Raw genomic sequence first — 17,749 nt, 5'->3', positions numbered from 1 at the left:
CTGTCCTGGGTTCGCGGGTGCTGCCTGAGTCTGTACGGTCACACGGCACGCCGCTTCAGTCGCCCTCCCCCACGACGGACTTGGAGACGAGCCGCCCGTCGTCGAAACAGAGGCGGTAGCCGTCGCCCGACATGAAGCGGGTGCTGTAGTACGCGCAGTCCTGGCCGCGCGGGGTCGCGGGCGCGCCGTCGGGCGGTCCGTCCATGGTGAAGTCCGGGAGGCGGGACTCGACTTCGTCGCGTGGTTGCCCGGTCCGCAGGCCGTCGTACACCTCCCGGTCCAGGACCGAGAAGACGGAGCTGATCAGGCTGAGGGGGATCATGAGCAGCAGGATTCCGGCCAGGACCGCGAGCGGGGTCAGGACCGCCTGGGTCAGCCGCCGTCTGATCTGCCGCCTGGCGAGCTCCAGTTCCCTGGCGGAGGCGGTGGGCCTGGGGGTGTCGGCGGTGCGTGGGGCGGCCCCGGTCGCGGGCAGCTCGGCCGCCACCCGGAAGCCGCCGTCGGCAGTGGGGTCCGCGCGGAGCGTGCCGCCTGCCAGGCGCACGCGCTCGTCGAGGCCGACGAGTCCGCTGCCGCCCGACGCCACTCCGGGCAGGCGGCCGGCCGGGGCCGGGCCGTTCACCACCGTCAGGCGCAACGCGTCACCGTCCCGCGCGATGCCGACCCGGACCGCGGCACCGGGCGCGTGCTTGGCGGCGTTGGTCAAGGACTCCTGGAGCACACGGTGGACGGCGAGGGCGACCATCGGCGGCAGGTCATCGGTGGCCCCCGCCCGTTCGAGCGTGACCTCGACGCCGGAGGCCCGCGCGCGCTCGACCACGGCTTCCGGACTCTCCTCCGACGGGGCCCTGGGCGGCACCTCGTCGTCGGCCCGCAGCACGCCGATGATCTCCCGAAGCCGTTCGGTCGCCGCGCCCGCGGCCTCGCGCAGCTCGCCGACCGCCGCCTGCTGGCGGGCGTCGAGCGTGGGGTCGACCTCAAGGGCACCCGCCTGGACGGCGATCAGCGTCAGATCGTGGCCGAGCGAGTCGTGCATGTCGCCCGCGATCCTGGCCCGTTCGCGGATACGGGTGCGGTCCGCGACAGCCTGCTGCTCGCGTTCCAGGCGCTCGGCGAGCCGCCAGCCGGTGGCCGTCAGCTCGGCGTACTGACGGCGGTACCGGCCGAGCAGCCAGGGCAGCACCACGCCGGTCAGAAAGGTCAGGAGCATCGTGGGCCAGCCCCACAGATCGCTCGCCACGAACCCGTTCATGACGAGTCCGGCCACGGCGACCGCCCCGAAGAACCACAGCGCCGGACGCGCCACGGCCGTACGACTGCCGGCGAAATACCCGAACACGGCGAGCGCCGCCCAGTACACAGGCGTCAGCATCTCCGGATCCGTCAGCAGACTCAGCGCCACGGGCACGGCGAGGGCGGCGAGCGGCCACCGCCTGCCGAGGGCGACGGCGCCCCCGAGCAGCGGGATGCCCACGGCCGCCACGACGGCGTCACGCCCGTCGGGACCGAGGGCGGCCGAGAAAGGCGGCGCGCACACCACGAGCCACACGGCGATGTCGAAGAGCCGGGGAAGGAACCGGGGGAGGAGCCGGGAGAGCCAGCCGTTTGAGCCGCGCATCCGGCAAGCATCGCCGATCACTCCGGACGCCGGGGTCCTCATTCCTCGCCGACCAGCCCCGCCTCGTACGCCAGGATCGCGGCCTGCACCCGGTTCTTGAGGCCGAGGCGGGCCAGGACCTGGCTGACGTACGCCTTCACCGTGCCCTCGACGACGTACAGCCGCCCGGCGATCTCCGCGTTCGACAGGCCGGCTCCGACCAGCGCGAGCACCTCACGCTCGCGCGCCGTCAGTTCCTCGACGCGGGCCCGCGCGGTCGCCTGCTTGCCGAGCCGGCCCGCGCCGAGGTGGGAGATCACCCGCCGCGCGATCGACGGAGAGAGGTACGCGCCGCCTTCGGCGACGGCCTGGACCCCGGCGATCAGTTCGCGCGGATTGCCGGACTTGAGGAGGAAACCGGCGGCTCCGGAGCCGAGCGCACTCGCGATGTACTCGTCCTCGGAGAACGTGGTGAGCATCGCCACCGCCGTGTCCGGGGCGATCTCGCGCAGCTCGGCGGCCGCCTGAAGGCCGTCGAGCCGCGGCATCCGGATGTCGAGGAGGCAGACGTCCGGCCGGTGCCTGAGGGCCAGGTCGACCGCCTCGCGCCCGTCGGCCGCCTCGGCGACCACCTCGATGTCATCGGCGGTGCCGAGGATCGCCCGTATCCCGGCCCTGATCATCGCCTCGTCGTCGGCGAGCAGCACTCTGATCATGTGCGCACGCTACCCCGGCCGTTGATGACCCCATGAAAGTGCCGGCAGGTGTGCGCGGTCGGCGTTCACCTGATGCTCACGCGGGTCCTGACCGTCGGCCTCACGGTCATCGTGCGCAGTTCAGCCGGGGCCATCACCGTGCTGTTCGTGCTGCTGTTCATCGTGCGGCCGACCCTCCCCGAACGGAGCCCGGATCTGTCATGCCCTCGACATCCGCTACCCCTCTGACGCCCTCCGCTCCCGCCGTCACCCCCGCGTACGTCACCTCCGTCGCCCACTCCGAAGAGCAGATCCGGGCCGCGCAGCGGCTGCGGTACCGCGTCTTCGGTGAGGAGATGGGTGCCACGCTCCACACCTCCCTGCCCGGCCACGACGTGGACCCCTTCGACGACCTCGCGGACCACCTGATCGTCACCGACACCACCACCGGCGAGGTCGTCGGCACGTATCGTCTGCTGCCGCCCGGCCGGGCCGAGCGGTCCTACTCCGACAGCGAGTTCGACCTCCGCGCGCTGGAGGGACTGCGCTCCTCCACCGTCGAGGCGGGCCGCTCCTGCGTGCACCCCGACCATCGCTCCGGCGCGGTGATCAACCTGATGTGGTCGGCACTCGCCCGCTATGTCCTGCTCTCCGGCCACCGCTATCTGGCGGGCTGCGCCTCGGTGCCGCTGTCCGACGGCGGCCGGGCGGCGTCGAGCGCCTGGCTGCTCGGCACGTCCCGGCACGCGTCGCCGCCCGAGCTGCGGGTGCAGCCCCGGCGCCCCTGGGTGCCCACCGCGCCACCGGTGGAGCGGCCCGCCTACACCGACCTGCCGCCGCTGCTGAGGGGCTACCTCCGCCTGGGGGCGTGGATGTGCGGGGCGCCCACGCACGACCCCGCGTTCGACGTCGCCGACTTCTTCGTCCTCCTGGACATGGACCGGCTCGGCGACCGCTACCGCCGCTATTTCCTGGGGGAGACGCGATGAGCCCCGCGCGCACCCCGGCCGCGCTGTGCACCCCGGCCTGCGTCACCCGCTCGGCGCCGGAGGTTCCACCGGCCGAACTGGCCCGGCGGTACGCGGCGTTGACGTACGAGATCGGCGTCGGCGTGACGCAGGGCGCGCGGCTGGCCGAGCCGCGGGCGCTGCGGGCGCGGGCCCAGGGGATCCTGGGCGCCCTGGGCATACGCCTGGACGCGGGGCCGGGGCGGCTGACGGTGACCGGTTCCCGGCCCGGCACCCTCGTCGTCGCCAACCACATCTCCTGGCTCGACGTCGTCAGCCTGCTCGCCGTGGAGCCGGTGACGGTCCTTGCCAAGCGGGAGGTGGGCCGGTGGCCGGTGATCGGCTCGCTCGCGCGGCGGGCCGGAACCCAGTTCATCGACCGCGACGGGATACGCCAACTGCCACATGTGGTGGCCGAGTTGGCGTCCACCCTGCGCTCGGGCCGCTCCGTCCTCGTCTTCCCGCAGGCCACCACCTGGTGTTCCGTGGCCGGTGGGCGCTTCCGCCGGGCCACGTTCCAGGCGGCGGCCGACGCGGGCGCGCCCGTACGGCCGGTCACCATCCGCTACTACCGGCACGGCACCCGCAGCACCACGGCGGCCTTCCTCGGCGACGAGACCTTCGGGGCCTCACTGCACCGCGTGGCCCGCGCCCGTGGCCTGACCGTACGGGTCACCGCGCACGCCCCGCTGCGCGGCGACGACCGTCGGGATCTTGCCGCCCAGGCTCAAGCGGTCATCGGCGCCCATGAACTGCCCGCCCATCTGTGAGCAGCCCGCAAGGTCACGGGAACCCGGGCACCCGCGCGGCCGACTCCTGAACAGGCGCGGCCGCGACGGAACCGCGCTGTCGCGTCACGAGTGTCAGGAGAGCGGCGATGAGCGACCGCCCCCAGTTGTCCCTGCTCTGCGGTTTCCTCGCGCTGCTCGCGGTGATCTTCGCGGTGTCGTACGCCGTGGGGTCGGCCGTCGGGCCGGGCGCCCCCGGCACACAGCGGACCGAGACCGAGACCGAGACCGGGACCGGGACCGGGACCGGGACGCATGAGGGAGACATGGGGGACATGCACTCCGGCGACCCCGGCCGATGAACACGGCGGGGTCATTTCGCGTACCCATCCGTGAAAGGAGGGGCGTGAATGCAAGGATGTCCCCGCCATGACTGCTGGATGGTGTTCTCGCGCGGTACGGGCTGCGGTGTTCGCGGCCGCCTGTGTGCTGCTCGCTGCCCTGGGGCACGTCATGATGTCGGGGACCTCGGTGCCCTGGTGGACGCTGGGCGCCGGAGCCGTCGGGGTCGGCGGCACGGCGTGGCTGCTCGCCGGGCGCGAACGGGGGCTGCCCCTGGTCGTCTCCGCGGCGGTGGCCGCTCAGGCCGCGCTGCACTCGGGGTTCTCCCTGGCCCAGGCCGCCGCGCAGCCATCGGCCGGAGTGCCGCTCGTGCGGCGCTGGGTGCAGCACATGCTCTGTGCCGCGCCGATGGGCGCCGACTCGACGGGGAGCATGGGGCGGGGGCAGGGCTCGGCCATGTCCGCGCCGATGCCCGATGCGGGCATGACGTCCATGCCCGCCATGCCCGCGTCCTCGATGGGCTCCGCGATGGAGCACATGGATCACATGGGCGGCGGCCACGACATGAGCGGCATGTCGCCGACCGGCATGCTCGCCGCCCACCTTCTCGCCGCGCTCGTCTGCGGGCTCTGGCTCGCGCACGGCGAACGTGCGGCCTTCCGTGTCGCGCGTGCCTTCGCCGGGTGGCTCGTCGCCCCCTTGCGGGTGCCTCTCGCACTGCCCACGCCCGCACACCGGCCCCGCGTCCGGCTCCACCGCCACCGTGCGGCGGGCCGGCCGCGTCGGCTGCTTCTCGTCCACGCCATCACTTCTCGGGGTCCGCCCGCGGGGACCGCTGTCGCCTGACAGCCGGCTCCCCGACGCCGTTCCCGCGCGCCATCGCGCGCGGCCGGACGGCTCGGGCATCGGTCCCGCGCACTCTCGCGCGGCCGTACCCCCCTCACCGGACCCGCCGGACGCACGCTCGTACGGCGTGTCCGGGTCCCGGATTCCCGAGAAGGACACCAGGTGATCATTCCTGCCCTGCCCAGCTCACCCGACGAGTCGATAACGGCCTGGGCGCTCGCCGCCCGCGCCGGAGACCCCGAAGCGGTCGAGCACTTCGTACGCGCCCTCCACCGGGACGTCCGCCGGTACGTGACGTACCTCGGCGGCGACCCGCAGGCCGCCGACGACCTGACGCAGGACACGTTCCTGCGGGCCCTCGGCAGCCTGCACCGGTTCGAAGGGCGCTCGTCCGCCCGTACGTGGCTGCTCTCCATCGCCCGGCGCGCGGTGATCGACAGCCTGCGGCACGCCGCGGCCAGGCCCCGCCTCTGCGACACGGACGACTGGCAGTCCGCCGCGGAGCGGGCCCAGCCCAGAGGCCTGCCGGGCTTCGACGACGGCGTGGTCCTCGCCGACCTGCTGGCGACGCTGCCCGACGAACGGCGTGAGGCCTTCGTCCTCACCCAACTCCTCGGGCTGCCCTACGCGGAGGCCGCGCTGCTCACCGGCTGTCCGGTGGGCACGGTCCGCTCGCGCGTGGCGCGGGCCCGGATCGCGCTGATGGAGCGCCTGCGGGAAGCGGAACGCCCCGCTTTGGTGGGCGCCGCGGCCTGACACACCTGGGCGCGGCCTTCCGCAAGGCCCTGAGCTGTGCCGGGGTGGAACGATCCGCTCCGGCGCACCTCAGGGCCTCGGTCACGCGGCCACTTGAGTGCGGTGGCCGAGAGCGCTGCGACGGGTGGGTCGAGGAACCCACCCGTCGCGACACGAACTCCGCACATCCGGCGGAGTGTCAGAGCATCGGCAGTTCGATCGCCGGGCAGCGGTCCATGACCATCTCCAGGCCCGCGGCCCGAGTCCGCTCGTACGCCGCCTCGTCGACCACGCCCAGTTGGAACCAGACCGCCTGAGCGCCGATCGTGACGGCTTCCTCGGCGGCCTGGCCCGCGAGGGCACTGTTGAGGAAGACGTCGACGACGTCGATCTTGAAGGGCACCGCGGCGAGGGACGGATAGCCCTTCTCGCCGTGCACCGTCTCGGCCTTGGGGTGGATCGGGACGACACGCTTCCCGTACCGCTGCAGGACACCGGCGACCCCGTACGCCGCTCGCTCCTCGTTCGTGGACAGGCCCACGACCGCCCAGGTGTCCCCGAGTTCCGTCAGGATCTTGCGCACTGTTGCCGGATCGCCGTACACGTCCCGCTCCTTCTGTTGCCGTTCGTCAGACGCGCACGTCAGACATTCACGCCGAAGTCCGACGCGATGCCGCGCAGCCCACTGGCATAACCCTGGCCGACCGCGCGGAATTTCCACTCCGTGCCATGGCGGTAGAGCTCGCCGAAGACCATGGCGGTCTCCGTCGACGCGTCCTCGGAGAGGTCGTAGCGGGCGATCTCCACGTTGTCGGCCTGGTTGACGACGCGGATGAAGGCGTTGCGGACCTGGCCGAAACTCTGGCCGCGGTTCTCGGCGTCGTGGATGGACACCGGGAAGACGATCTTCGTGATCTCGGCGGGCACCTGCGCGAGGTTCACCTTGACCGCCTCGTCGTCGCCCTCGCCCTCGCCCGTGAGGTTGTCGCCGGTGTGCTCGACCGAACCGTCGGGGCTCTTGAGCTGGTTGTAGAAGATGAAGTGCTGGTCGGAGACGACCTTCCCCGAGTCGTCGCAGAGCAGTGCGCTCGCGTCCAGGTCGTAGTCCGTGCCGGTGGTCGTGCGGACGTCCCAGCCCAGGCCGACCAGGACGGCGGTGAGGCCGGGGGCCTCCTTGCTGAGCGAGACATTGCCGCCCTTGGCCAGGGAAACTCCCACGATGTCCTCCTGAGGTCCTGAGGTGAAGTGCGTACCGGCCGTGGTCAGGGCCGGGACCTAAAAACTACAACACTGTAGAAAGAGGCGGGATGGCCTGCCCCCTCGTACCGCGTCCCGTTACGATGTGGCGCTCCTTGAGGGGCCGTCAAGAGAGCCGCATCTGCCGAAGGCGGGAAGGACGGACGATGACACGGACCGCACGGGAACTGCTCGACGACGTGGTGGCGCGGCTCGCGCCCGATCCGGCGGCCAACCCGCTCGTCCCACGCCTCGCGGACGGCACCGCGAATCGTTCCGCGATCACCGCTCTCGCCCTGGAACAGCACTCCGTGATCCCCGCCGACCGCCGCTCCTTCCTGCACCTGGCCGCACGCTCGGCCGACGCGGGCGAAGCCGAGTGCGAGGCCTTCTTCCGCACCCTCGCCGAGGGCGAGACGCTCGCCTTCGACCGGCTCGGCGCCCTGGTCGCCGCGTGCGGGGTGAGTAAATCCGACGCCGAGGCGTACGAGCCGCGCGCGGGCTGCCAGGCCTATCCGGCGTACGTGGCCTGGCTCGCCCTGAACGGCACCCCCGCCGACGTGGTCCTCGCCCTGACCGCCAACTTCGCCTCCTGGGGCGCCTATTGCGCGACGCTCGCCGACGCCCTGCCGGCGCACTACGGCTTCAGCGAGGAGGCCTGCGGGTTCTTCGCCTTCTTCGCCGAGCCCGCGCCCGACCTGGAGCGGCAGGCGCTCGCCGCGGTGCGTGCGGGCATGGACCGTGGCCTCGACGCGACCGGAGCCGCCCTGCGCCACGGGAAGCTGCTCCAGCGTTACGAGGCGATGTTCTGGGAGACCCTCGCCGACCCGGCGCGCGGCCTCTGACCGTCCTCGTCGGCCTACTCCCCGCGCAATTCCGCCAGTTGCCCCACGAGCCCGCGGATCAGCGCGTCCAGCCCCGAGGTGAACGCGTCCTCGGCCCGGCCCGCCTTGTCGCCGCCGACGGCACTCTGCAGAGCCGCCGTCAGGACCGGCACCCGTGGCGCGTGCCCGGCCGGGTCGATCATCATCGGCGGTGCCACGAGGTCGAGCGCGGAGCCGAGGAGGAAGGACTCGACGCTGGTCAGCGCAGCGATCAGCCGCCCCTGCGGCCAGCCGCCACGGGCCAGGGCCGACACGACGGCCTCGTACATGCCGAGCGTGGCCGGTGAGCTGATGGTGGTGGTGGCGAGCAGGTCGATGGAGTGCGGGTGCCTCGCGAAGGCGTCGCGGTACGAACGGGCCCACGCGGCAAGGGCGTCGGGCCACGGCAGCGTGTCGAAGGCGGAGACGTCCATCTCCTCGACGACCAGACGCCGAACGCCCTCGATGACCTCGGCGCGGCCGTCCAGGTGGTTGTAGAGCGAGGCGGTCCGCACCCCGAGCCGTGCCGCCAGGCGGGGCAGGCTGAAGGCGTCGGCCCCCTCGGCGTCGATCAGCGCGAGGGCCTCCCGCGCTATCAGATCCGCGTCGAGCACCGGTATGCGCGGTCTGCCTCTGCCCATGACCTGCCAACTCCCGTCTGTTCGTGGGGTTTTCCGCGGGCGCGACCCCAGGCGTTCCCCGGGATCTTCCTGCGGACGGGGGTCTTCACAGCCGCCCGTGTGCAGAGTACGGTCCTGCCCAGCCGCAACTAAAGCCTTTAGTTTTCCCCTCTCGCTGCCCGGGAGCACCCGCGTGACCGCACCCCCCTCCCACGCCGCCAAGGGCCTCAGCGGCGGCGCCGTCGGCACCGGCGACCTCGTCTTCTTCGTCGTGGCCGCCGCGGCGCCGCTGACCGTGATGGCCGCAGTGGCCCCGCTGGCGATCGGCATGGCGGGCCGGGCGGCGCCCCTCGGCTACCTGGTGTCGGGGCTGCTGCTCATCGTCTTCGCGGCCGGGTTCACGGCGATGAGCCGCTTCGTGCGCAACGCGGGCGCCTTCTACGCCTACATCGGGCGCGGGCTCGGACGTCCCGCGGGCGCCGGGTCCGCGTACGTCGCGCTGTTCTCGTACAACGCCATCGAGGTCGGACTGCTCGTCGCCTTCGGGTGGTTCACCGAGTCCGGGTTCGACGACCTGACCGGGGTCCGCGTGGCCTGGTGGATCTGGTCGCTCGCCGGGCTCGTCGCGATCGGCGTACTCGGCTGTCTGAAGGTCACGTTCAGTGCCAAGGTCCTCGGAGTCGCCCTGGTCCTCGAGGTCCTCGTGCTGCTCGTCCTCGAAGCCGGTCTGTTCGCGCACGGCGGTGGCCCGCGCGGCTTCGACCTCGGCACGCTCTCGCCCGAGCACCTGGGCGGGCCGGGTGTCGGCGGCATGTTCGTGCTGGCCGTCGGCGCGTTCGTCGGGTTCGAGGCGACGGCCATCTACGCGGAGGAGGCGAGGGAGCCCGAACGCACCGTGCCGCGCGCCACGTACATCGCGGTGGCGTTCCTCGCGCTCTTCTACACCTTCACGGTGTGGACGATCATCAACGCGTACGGCTCGGACCGCGCCCAGGCCGTCGCCAACGGTGAGGGCGGCGCCGACATGGTCTTCGCGGCCACCGAACGGTTCGCGGGAGCCTGGGCGGCCGACTCCATGCACGTGCTGATCATCACCAGCGCCTTCGCCGCGACCCTCGCCTTCCACAACGGCGCCGCCCGCTACTTCTACGCCCTGGGCCGCGAAGGGCTGTTGCCGCGCCGCCTGGCCAGGGTGTCCCCGAAGACGCGCGCACCGGTCGCGGCGGTCGTGGCGCAGTCGGGGCTCGCGCTGGCCGTGGTCGCCGTGACCGTCATCAGCGGCGCCGACCCGTACACCGTCACGTTCCTGTGGAGCAACGGCTCCGGCATCCTCGGCGTGATGCTGATGCAGGCGCTCGCCGCGCTCGCGGTGTACGGCTTCTTCCGGCGCGACCGCAGGGGCATGCCCGCCTGGCGGGTTCGCGCGGCCCCGCTGGTCGCGTGCGCGGGCCTCGCCGTACTGATCGCCCTGGTGTGCGGCAACCTCGATCTCCTGACGGGCGCTTCGGGCGGCGTCAACGCGGCGCTGATCGCGCCGCTGCCCGTGCTCTTCGTGGGGGGAGCGGCACGGGCCCTGCGGATTCGACGGCGCGATCCGCGGGCGTACGAACGGCTGACGACAGTGGACGCGGAGAGCGTGTGACGGAGGAGCGGAACAGCATGGCGGACGAGACGCAGACGTGGGTCTTCCTGGGGGCGGTCCGTACCGGAAGCGATGTCCATGGGGACACCACGGCACTCGCCGTACGCGACGGACGCGTCGTCGCGCTCGGCGACGAGGCGCGCGGCCTGGCCGAAGTGGCGGACGAGGTGGTCGAGTTGGGGGACGGGCTGCTCATGCCCGCCTTCGGTGACGGCCACGCCCACCCTCTCTTCGGCGGTCTGGAGAGCTTCGGCCCGCAGATCAAGGACCTCACCTCGGTCGCCGCGATCGTCGCGGAGGTCGGGCGGTGGGCCGCCGCGCACCCGGACGCGGAGTGGATCGTCGGCGCGTCCTACGACCCCGCCCTCGCGCCCGACGGCGAGTTCGACGCGCGGTGGCTCGACTCGGCGGTGCGTGAACGGCCCGTCGTGCTGCGGGCCCACGACTACCACACGGTGTGGTGCAACTCGGAGGCGCTGCGCAGGGCCGGGGTGCGGGACGCGACGCCGGACCCGCGGCTGGGCTGGATCGTCCGGCGCCCCGACGGCTCGCCGATGGGCACCCTGCGCGAGTGGCACGCCTGCGACCTGGTGCTCGACCAGGTGCCCGCGCGCGAGGAGGCCGAACTGGTCGAAGCGGTGCGCCGCGCGGGCCGGGCGTACGCGCGAGCGGGCATCACCTGGGTGCAGGACGCCTGGGTGGAGCCGGAGATGGTGGAGGCCTATCTCGCGGCGGCCCGGCTCGACGCGTTGAGCGTGCGCGTGGACCTGGCCCAGCGCGCCGACCCCGACCGCTGGCGCCGGCAGCGCAAGCAGTTCGACGCGGCGCGTGCGCGAGTGGACGACGAGGGCGGCCCGATGCTGTCCGCGCGCACGGTGAAGTACTTCAGCGACGGCGTGATCGAGGGCGGTACGGCCGCCCTGCTCGACCCCTATCTGGACGCGCCGCACAGCTGCGGCATGCCCGTGTGGGAGCCGGGCGCGCTCACCGAAGCGGTGTGCGCGTTCGACGCCGACGGCTTCCAGACGCACATCCACGCCATCGGCGACGCGGGCGTCCGGGCCGCGCTCGACGCGGTGGAGGCCGCGGTCCTCGCCAATCCCGCCTGGGACCGGCGGCCCGTGATCACCCACGTCCAGCTCGTCGACCCGGCCGACCTGCATCGCTTCGCCGCACTCGGCGTCATCGCCAACTTCGAGCCCCTGTGGGCGCAGCCCGATCCGCTCCAGACCGATCTGTCCATGCCGCGGATCGGCGCCGAACGCTCCGGCCGGCAGTACCCGATGGGGGAGTTGGCCCGCGACGGGGTGCGGCTCTCCTTCGGCAGCGACTGGCCCGTCAGTTCGTACGAGCCGCTGGAGGGCATTCAAGTGGCGGTCACCAGGCGCACGTTCGACGGCGTGCCCGAGGGCGGCTGGATTCCGCACCAGCGGCTCACCGTGGAGCAGGCGCTCGCCGCGGCCACCAGCGGTGTCGCCCATCAAGCCGGTGCGGACGACCGCGGGGCGCTGGTGCCCGGCGCGCCCGCGGACCTGGTCAGGCTGTCCGCCGATCCGCGCGCCGTCGACCCGATGACCGTCCGGCACGTGCGGGTCCTCGGCACCTGGCTCGGCGGGGTGCCTACGTTCCGGGCGGGGCCGGAGTGAGGGGCAGGACGATGGCGGTGACCGCGACGCCGTCGCGTATCAGCCAGTTGCCCGCGAAGCCCGTCAGCTCACGCCCCGCCACGGTCGGCCCGGGGACGAGCAGCGCCGCGGTGAACGTACCGTCCGCGGCCAGGTCGAGGCGCGCGTCCTCGAAGCCGAGCCAGCGGCCGGTGAGCGGGAACCACGTCTTGTAGACGGACTCCTTGGCGCTGAAGAGCAGCCGGTCCCAGGGAACGTCGGGGTGCCGCACGCCCAGCTCGGCGAGGGCCGCGCGCTCCGACGCGTCCGAGACCAGCTTCAGGACGTCGGCGTCGGCGAGCGGAGCGGCTGGTTCCGCGTCGATGCCGACGGAGAGGACCTCGGAGGCGCGGGCCACGGCTGCGGCACGGTAGCCCGCGCAGTGCGTCATGCTGCCGACGATGCCGTCGGGCCAGCGCGGCGCGCCCTTGGGCCCCGGCAGGATCGGCGCGGGCGGCACGCCGAGCCCGGCCAGCGCGGTGCGGGCGCACTGCCGGACCGTGGCGAACTCGCGGCGCCGCTTGTCCACGGCCCGCGCCACGACGTCCGCCTCCTCGGGAAACAGGAAGGGATCGGCCGGATCCTCGCGGGTCTCCACGACGGTGACGGGGGCGTCGGCGAGCAGTGACCCCAACACGTCAGTGGCGCCGGGGACTTGGCGTACGCGATTCGAAGGTGACATCACAACGGATCACCGTACCGGGGCTGTGGGCTGCGTGGGGGCCTACTCTGGCGGGATGCACGACGAGTACCGCACCGTGGCCCGTGAGGCCGTGCACGAGATCGAGATCAACCGCTCGCGCTTCCTGTGCGCCCTCGCGCCCGCGGCCACCGAGGAGGAGGCCCAGGCGTTCGTCGCGCGCATCCGCAAGGAGCACCCGTCCGCCTCGCACAACTGCTTCGCGTACGTCATCGGGGCTGACGCCGGGGTGCAGAAGGCGAGCGACGACGGGGAGCCCGGCGGCACCGCGGGGGTGCCGATGCTCCAGATGCTGCTGCGCCGCGAGATGCGGTACGTCGTCGCCGTCGTGACCCGCTATTACGGCGGGGTCAAGCTCGGTGCCGGTGGTCTGATCAGGGCCTACGGAGGCGCGGTCGGCGAGGCGCTCGACGCGGTCGGCACGCTGACCCGCAGGCGCTTCAGGGTCGCCACCGTCACGGTCGACCACCAGCGCGCGGGCAAGATCCAGAACGATCTGCGGTCGGCGGGGCGCGAGGTGCGTGATGTGCGGTACGGGGACGCGGTGACCATCGAGATCGGCCTCCCCGACGCCGATGTCGAGGCGTTCAAGGCCTGGCTGGCGGACGCGACCGCGGGCGCCGCGGTCTTCGAGCCCGGGGGAGAGGCGTACGGGGACGCCTGAGGCCCGGCGGGTGCCCGAGCCCAGGCGTGAATGCGTCCGAATGGGTAGAATTCGGGCATGGGAGAGCGGTCCGCAGCACCGACTGCGCCCGAACTCGTCCTGGAGACCGACACCGGCTCCACGGTGATGAGTCCGAGCCGGGACTATCACGTGGGGCGCGACCCGTTGAGCGACGTCGTCATCGACGACGCCCGCGTCTCCTGGCACCACGCCGTGCTGCACGCCGAGCGCGACCACTGGACGATCGAGGACGAGCACAGCACGAACGGCACGTACGCCGACGGGCAGCGCGTCCAGGCCTGGGACGTCGGGGCCGGCAGCGTCCTGCGCTTCGGCAGCGTCACCGACGGCCCGCGCGCGGTCCTCGTCGGCCGTGCGCCGCCCCCGCCCGCTCCGCCCCCCGCCCCCGAGCGTCCCTCCGCCGTCCGCACCCCCTCGGCCACCGGCACCTTCCGGCAGCCGACGACGGTGCGCCCGCTGCCCGCCCGCACCGTCCGCATCGGTCGCGCCGCCGACAACGACCTGGTCATCGACGACCTGGTCGTCTCGCGCCGCCACGCCGAGCTGCGGGTCCTCGCTGACGGCACGTACGAGATCGTCGACCTCGGCAGCCACAACGGCACCTATCTCAACGGCCAGCCGGTAGGCCGCGCCCCGGTCGCGCCCGGGGACATCGTCGGCGTCGGCCACCGCGCGTACTGCCTCGTCGGCGACCAGCTCCAGGAGTACGTCGACACCGGCGAGGTCTCGCTCGACGTGCAGGAGCTGACCGTCGCCGTCGACCGTGGCCGCAAGACGCTCCTGGACCGGATCTCCTTCCCCGTCGGCGAGAAATGCCTGCTCGCCGTCGTGGGACCCAGCGGCGCCGGGAAGTCCACCCTCCTCAACGCCCTCACCGGCCTGCGCCCCGCCGACGACGGCACCGTCCTCTACGACGGCCGCGACCTCTACCGCGACTACGCCGAACTCCGTCAGCGCATCGGGCTCGTGCCGCAGGACGACATCCTGCACGCACAGCTCACCGTGCGCCGGGCCCTCGGATACGCCGCCGAACTGCGCTTCCCCCAGGACACCGAGAAAGCGGAACGCCGGGCCAGGGTGGATGAGGTCATCCGCGAGCTCGGCCTCGAACAGCGCGTCGACCAGCCCATCCACAGCCTCTCCGGCGGGCAGCGCAAGCGCGTGAGCGTCGCCCTCGAACTCCTGACGAAACCGTCCCTGCTCTTCCTCGACGAGCCGACGTCCGGGCTCGACCCGGGCATGGACCGCTCGGTGATGCACATGCTGCGCGGCCTCGCCGACGACGGCCGGACGGTCATCGTCGTCACGCACAGCGTGCTCAGCCTCGACGGCTGCGACCGGCTCCTCGTGCTCGCCGCCGGCGGCAGGATCGCCTACTACGGGCCTCCGCAGGACGCACTCCCGTTCTTCGGCTTCGAGGAGTGGCCCGAGGCGTTCGAGGCCTTCGAGGGGGACCGCGACCGGGACTGGGCGGGGGAGTACCGGCGTTCGCCCTTCCACCAGCGGTACATCGTCAACTCCTCGGCGCAGCCGCCGATGCCGCAGGGCGGTGCGGGGCCGGTCGCCGCGTTCGCACCGCCGCCCAAGGCGCAGAGCTGGGGCTCCCAACTCCGGACACTGGTGCGGCGGTACGCGGCAGCGCTCGCCGCCGACCGGACGTTCCTGGCCATCATGATCGCGCTGCCGTTCGTGATGGGCGCCATGGCCCGCGCGCTGTCCGGGAGCAAGCTCACGCAGGAGACGGCGATGAACGCGCTGCTGATCCTCTGCGTGGGCGGAGTCCTGACCGGCGCGGCCAACGCCGTGCGGGAACTGGTCAAGGAGCGGGTGATCTACCGGCGTGAACGGGCCGTAGGGCTCTCCAGATCGGCGTACTTGATGTCCAAGGTCGTCGTCCTGGGGACGATCACCGTCCTCCAGGCCGTCGTGCTGACCTTGGTGGCGCTGCTCGGCGTCGACCTCAACGCGCCCGGCGGCGAGGGCGTGCTGCTGCCACCCCTGGTCGAGATCACCGTGGCGGTGGCGATGCTGGCGTTCACGGCGATGATGTTGGGACTCCTGGTCTCGGCGCTCGTGCGCAAGGAAGAAGTGACGATGCCGCTGCTCGTGCTGCTGGCCATCGTGCAGGTGGTGTTCTGCGGCGCCCTCCTGAAACTCCACGGGGTTCCCGGCGTGGAGCAGCTGGCGTGGCTCGTGCCGTCGCGGTGGGCGCTGGGCGCGATGGCGGGCACGATCGGACTCGGCAGAATCGTGCCCGGGGAGCTGACCGCCGATCCCCTCTTCCGGCACTCGGCGGGCATCTGGCTGCTCAACATGGGCATGTTGGTCGCCCTCTCGGTCGTGTTCGGCTACCTGGTGGCGCGGCTGCTGAGACGGCACGAACCCGCGGTGATGCGGAAGTAGTGGCGAGTGGCGCGCGGTGGGGGGAGCGGATACGGGCAAGGGAGCAGGAGTGGACGACATGACCACAGCGGACTTCCGCCCCACGCACGTCGTCCCCCAGGACGGTCTTTCCGCCTGGGAGGCCCCGGACGTGAACCGCCCGACGGCGCCGCTCGACGCGCTCCTGCCCGTCCAACTGGTCGACCGGCTCGGTGACTGGGCCCGGATCGTCTGCGCGAACGACTGGTCGGCCTGGGTCGACGGCCGCCTCCTGATCGCCGTATCGGCGGACCCGCCCGCCGCCGGCCACCCCCTGACCCGTACGGCGGACCCGGCCCCGCTCCTCGCACGCACCGAGGCGGCACTGATCGACTACCGCCGCGCGACGCGGGACCTGGCGACGGCCGAGACCGACGCCGACACCTTCCGTCAGCGGACGCGCGGACTGCGGGTGGGCGTGGTCGTGGACGGCGACGCGATGTGGCTCTACGACGCCGAACACGAACGGTGGGTGTACTGCGACGGGGCCCGCCTCAGCACTTACGCGGTGGAGGAGGGGCCGAGCGTCGACGGAGCGCGGGGGGAGGCCGGTGGCGGTGACGGGGGGCCTGCGGGTCCGGAGCCGACGCGGGTGGTCGGGGGTTCCGGTGATGCGGGCCGGTCTGCGGGTGAGTGGGCCGGGGGAGGGGCCGGCTCTCCCGAGCCGACGCAGGTGGTCGAGGCCGTGTCCGGCTCGGGGACGGCCCCCGCGCGGGGCGGTGAGGGCGATGCAGGGCTCGCCCCTCCGTCGTACGGCGATGACGCCCGCCGCGCCCCTGCGACGGACGGCGAAGGCTCTGTGTCCGCGCCCGCGACGCACCGCGGTGACCCTGCCTCGTACGGCGACGATGCCCGCCGCGCCCCTGCGACGCCCCGCGACGACCCCGCCGACGAACCCACCCGTCGTATCCCTCCCGTCACCGCCGACCCCGGGCCGGCGGCTCCGGCCGGGGAGCGGTGATGGGGGACGTGGCGGGGGCGAGTGCTCGCTCCGGGCGGTCCTCCGAGTTGGTGGGGGAGCAGATTGCCGGGTATCGGGTCGAGTGTGAGATCGGGCGTGGCGGGATGGCCGTCGTCTACCGTGCCAAGGATCTGCGCCTGGACCGGACCGTCGCCCTGAAGCTGCTCGCACCCGAGCTCGCGCGCAACGACACCTTCCGGCAGCGCTTCACGCACGAGTCACGCGTGGCCGCCGCGATCGAGCATCCGCACATCGTGCCGGTATTTGAGGCTGGGGAGACGGACGGCGTGCTTTACATCGCCATGCGGTACGTTCCCGGGCTCGACCTGCGCCATCTGCTCGACGACTCGGGTCCGCTCCCCGTCGGAGCCGCCCTCCGCATCGCCGCGCAGGTCGCCTCCGCGCTCGACGCGGCCCACGATCACGGCCTGGTCCATCGCGACGTCAAACCCGGCAACATCCTCGTGGCCAAGGGCACGGACAGCGACCACCCGGAGCACGTCTACCTCACGGACTTCGGCCTGACGAAGAAGTCGCTGTCGCTGACCGGGTTCACCACCGTGGGGCAGTTCGTCGGGACCCTCGACTATGTGGCGCCCGAGCAGATCTCGGGACGCCCCGTGGACGGGCGGTGCGACGTCTACAGCCTGGCCTGCGTCGTCCACGAGACCATGGCCGGCGGGCCGCCGTTCCAGCGTGACGACGACATGGCGCTGCTCTGGGCCCACCAGTACGACCAGCCGCCCCGCCTGACGGAGCAGCGCCCCGAGATCCCCGCCGCCCTCGACGGCGTCCTCGCGAAGGCGCTGGCCAAGCGCCCGGAGGAGCGGTACGGCTCCTGCCTGGAATTCGCGGCCGCACTGCGCGCCGCGGCCACGGGAAGCGAGCAGGGCCATGCCCCCACTCAGGTGGACCTCGGGGTCGTCGGAGCTACGGCGGACCCGGGAGCGCCCCCGGAACCGCCCGGCTGGGCGCGCCCGGTCTTCCGGCGTCTGCCCGGCTAGCGC

At 72.8% G+C, this 17,749-nt stretch carries 18 protein-coding genes; 12 read left to right on the top strand and 6 right to left on the bottom strand.

All coding sequences use genetic code 11. From position 1 onward, the window contains the following. Nucleotides 1-55 precede the first annotated feature (55 nt). Nucleotides 56-1,618 (bottom strand): histidine kinase, encoded by a 1,563-nt coding sequence (locus AB0M70_RS23265; protein ID WP_365822231.1) that lies wholly within the window; start codon nt 1,616-1,618, stop codon nt 56-58. 38 nt (nt 1,619-1,656) lie between these two features. Then, a complete protein-coding gene (locus AB0M70_RS23260) occupies nt 1,657-2,313 on the bottom strand; it encodes a response regulator transcription factor (protein WP_365822229.1) in 657 nt (218 codons plus the stop codon). A gap of 200 nt (nt 2,314-2,513) precedes the next feature. Between AB0M70_RS23260 and AB0M70_RS23255 the strand changes: the two genes are divergently transcribed. The 5 genes from AB0M70_RS23255 to AB0M70_RS23235 all read left to right on the top strand — a co-directional run bounded on the left by AB0M70_RS23255 (nt 2,514) and on the right by AB0M70_RS23235 (nt 5,971). Beyond that, nucleotides 2,514-3,281, top strand: a complete 768-nt coding sequence (locus tag AB0M70_RS23255; protein ID WP_365822227.1) for a GNAT family N-acyltransferase — start codon at nt 2,514-2,516, stop codon at nt 3,279-3,281. Further along, nucleotides 3,278-4,069, top strand: coding sequence for a lysophospholipid acyltransferase family protein (locus AB0M70_RS23250; RefSeq protein WP_365822225.1), 792 nt, complete (start codon nt 3,278-3,280; stop codon nt 4,067-4,069). The genes AB0M70_RS23255 and AB0M70_RS23250 overlap by 4 nt, the downstream gene beginning before the upstream one ends. A 107-nt stretch (nt 4,070-4,176) precedes the next feature. Then, nucleotides 4,177-4,389, top strand: coding sequence for a hypothetical protein (locus AB0M70_RS23245; RefSeq protein WP_365822223.1), 213 nt, complete (start codon nt 4,177-4,179; stop codon nt 4,387-4,389). 67 nt (nt 4,390-4,456) lie between these two features. Continuing rightward, nucleotides 4,457-5,215, top strand: a complete 759-nt coding sequence (locus AB0M70_RS23240) for a hypothetical protein (RefSeq protein ID WP_365822221.1) — start codon at nt 4,457-4,459, stop codon at nt 5,213-5,215. Nucleotides 5,216-5,377: 162 nt separating this feature from the next. After that, complete coding sequence (locus tag AB0M70_RS23235) at nt 5,378-5,971, top strand: sigma-70 family RNA polymerase sigma factor (protein WP_361843367.1); 594 nt, start codon at nt 5,378-5,380, stop codon at nt 5,969-5,971. A gap of 178 nt (nt 5,972-6,149) precedes the next feature. Here the strand turns inward: AB0M70_RS23235 and AB0M70_RS23230 are convergent, their stop codons facing one another. Together AB0M70_RS23230 and AB0M70_RS23225 are read right to left on the bottom strand one after the other, a co-directional pair. Beyond that, nucleotides 6,150-6,554, bottom strand: a complete 405-nt coding sequence (locus AB0M70_RS23230; RefSeq protein WP_365822219.1) for a CoA-binding protein — start codon at nt 6,552-6,554, stop codon at nt 6,150-6,152. Nucleotides 6,555-6,592: 38 nt separating this feature from the next. Next, entirely contained in the window at nt 6,593-7,168 is a 576-nt protein-coding gene (locus AB0M70_RS23225; protein WP_365822217.1) for a TerD family protein, read from the bottom strand. 185 nt (nt 7,169-7,353) lie between these two features. Here AB0M70_RS23225 and AB0M70_RS23220 point away from each other — a divergent pair, with 185 nt between their 5' ends. Next, entirely contained in the window at nt 7,354-8,031 is a 678-nt protein-coding gene (locus AB0M70_RS23220; protein ID WP_365822215.1) for a transcriptional regulator, read from the top strand. Nucleotides 8,032-8,045: 14 nt separating this feature from the next. Here AB0M70_RS23220 and AB0M70_RS23215 read toward each other — a convergent pair whose 3' ends face one another. After that, nucleotides 8,046-8,690, bottom strand: a complete 645-nt coding sequence (locus AB0M70_RS23215; RefSeq protein WP_365822213.1) for a TetR/AcrR family transcriptional regulator C-terminal domain-containing protein — start codon at nt 8,688-8,690, stop codon at nt 8,046-8,048. Nucleotides 8,691-8,862: 172 nt separating this feature from the next. Here AB0M70_RS23215 and AB0M70_RS23210 point away from each other — a divergent pair, with 172 nt between their 5' ends. Next, nucleotides 8,863-10,311: an APC family permease gene (locus AB0M70_RS23210; protein ID WP_365822211.1), complete on the top strand. Its 1,449-nt coding sequence runs from the start codon at nt 8,863-8,865 to the stop codon at nt 10,309-10,311. 17 nt (nt 10,312-10,328) lie between these two features. Beyond that, nucleotides 10,329-11,957, top strand: a complete 1,629-nt coding sequence (locus AB0M70_RS23205) for an amidohydrolase (protein WP_365822209.1) — start codon at nt 10,329-10,331, stop codon at nt 11,955-11,957. Here the strand turns inward: AB0M70_RS23205 and AB0M70_RS23200 are convergent. Next, nucleotides 11,932-12,657 carry a 4'-phosphopantetheinyl transferase superfamily protein gene (locus AB0M70_RS23200; RefSeq protein WP_365822207.1) on the bottom strand — a complete coding sequence of 242 codons (726 nt, stop codon included), beginning with the start codon at nt 12,655-12,657 and terminating at the stop codon, nt 11,932-11,934. The two genes, AB0M70_RS23205 and AB0M70_RS23200, sit on opposite strands and share 26 nt — an antisense overlap. A 55-nt stretch (nt 12,658-12,712) precedes the next feature. Between AB0M70_RS23200 and AB0M70_RS23195 the strand changes: the two genes are divergently transcribed. The 4 genes from AB0M70_RS23195 to AB0M70_RS23180 are packed head-to-tail and all read left to right on the top strand — an operon-like array spanning nt 12,713 to nt 17,746. After that, nucleotides 12,713-13,339: a YigZ family protein gene (locus AB0M70_RS23195; RefSeq protein WP_365822205.1), complete on the top strand. Its 627-nt coding sequence runs from the start codon at nt 12,713-12,715 to the stop codon at nt 13,337-13,339. A gap of 57 nt (nt 13,340-13,396) precedes the next feature. Then, a complete protein-coding gene (locus AB0M70_RS23190; RefSeq protein ID WP_365822203.1) occupies nt 13,397-15,763 on the top strand; it encodes an FHA domain-containing protein in 2,367 nt (788 codons plus the stop codon). A gap of 58 nt (nt 15,764-15,821) precedes the next feature. Continuing rightward, nucleotides 15,822-16,742 carry a hypothetical protein gene (locus tag AB0M70_RS23185; protein ID WP_365822201.1) on the top strand — a complete coding sequence of 307 codons (921 nt, stop codon included), beginning with the start codon at nt 15,822-15,824 and terminating at the stop codon, nt 16,740-16,742. After that, the gene (locus tag AB0M70_RS23180; protein ID WP_365822199.1) at nt 16,742-17,746 is read left to right on the top strand and encodes a serine/threonine-protein kinase; all 1,005 of its coding nucleotides are present in this window, start codon (nt 16,742-16,744) and stop codon (nt 17,744-17,746) included. Before AB0M70_RS23185 ends, AB0M70_RS23180 begins: the two co-directional genes overlap by 1 nt. Nucleotides 17,747-17,749: the final 3 nt, after the last annotated feature.

The organism is Streptomyces sp. NPDC051214 (genome assembly GCF_040682375.1).
Classification (GTDB): domain Bacteria; phylum Actinomycetota; class Actinomycetes; order Streptomycetales; family Streptomycetaceae; genus Streptomyces.
Note: the sequence above shows the minus strand (reverse complement) of the source record. Positions and strands in the feature narration are given on the sequence as shown.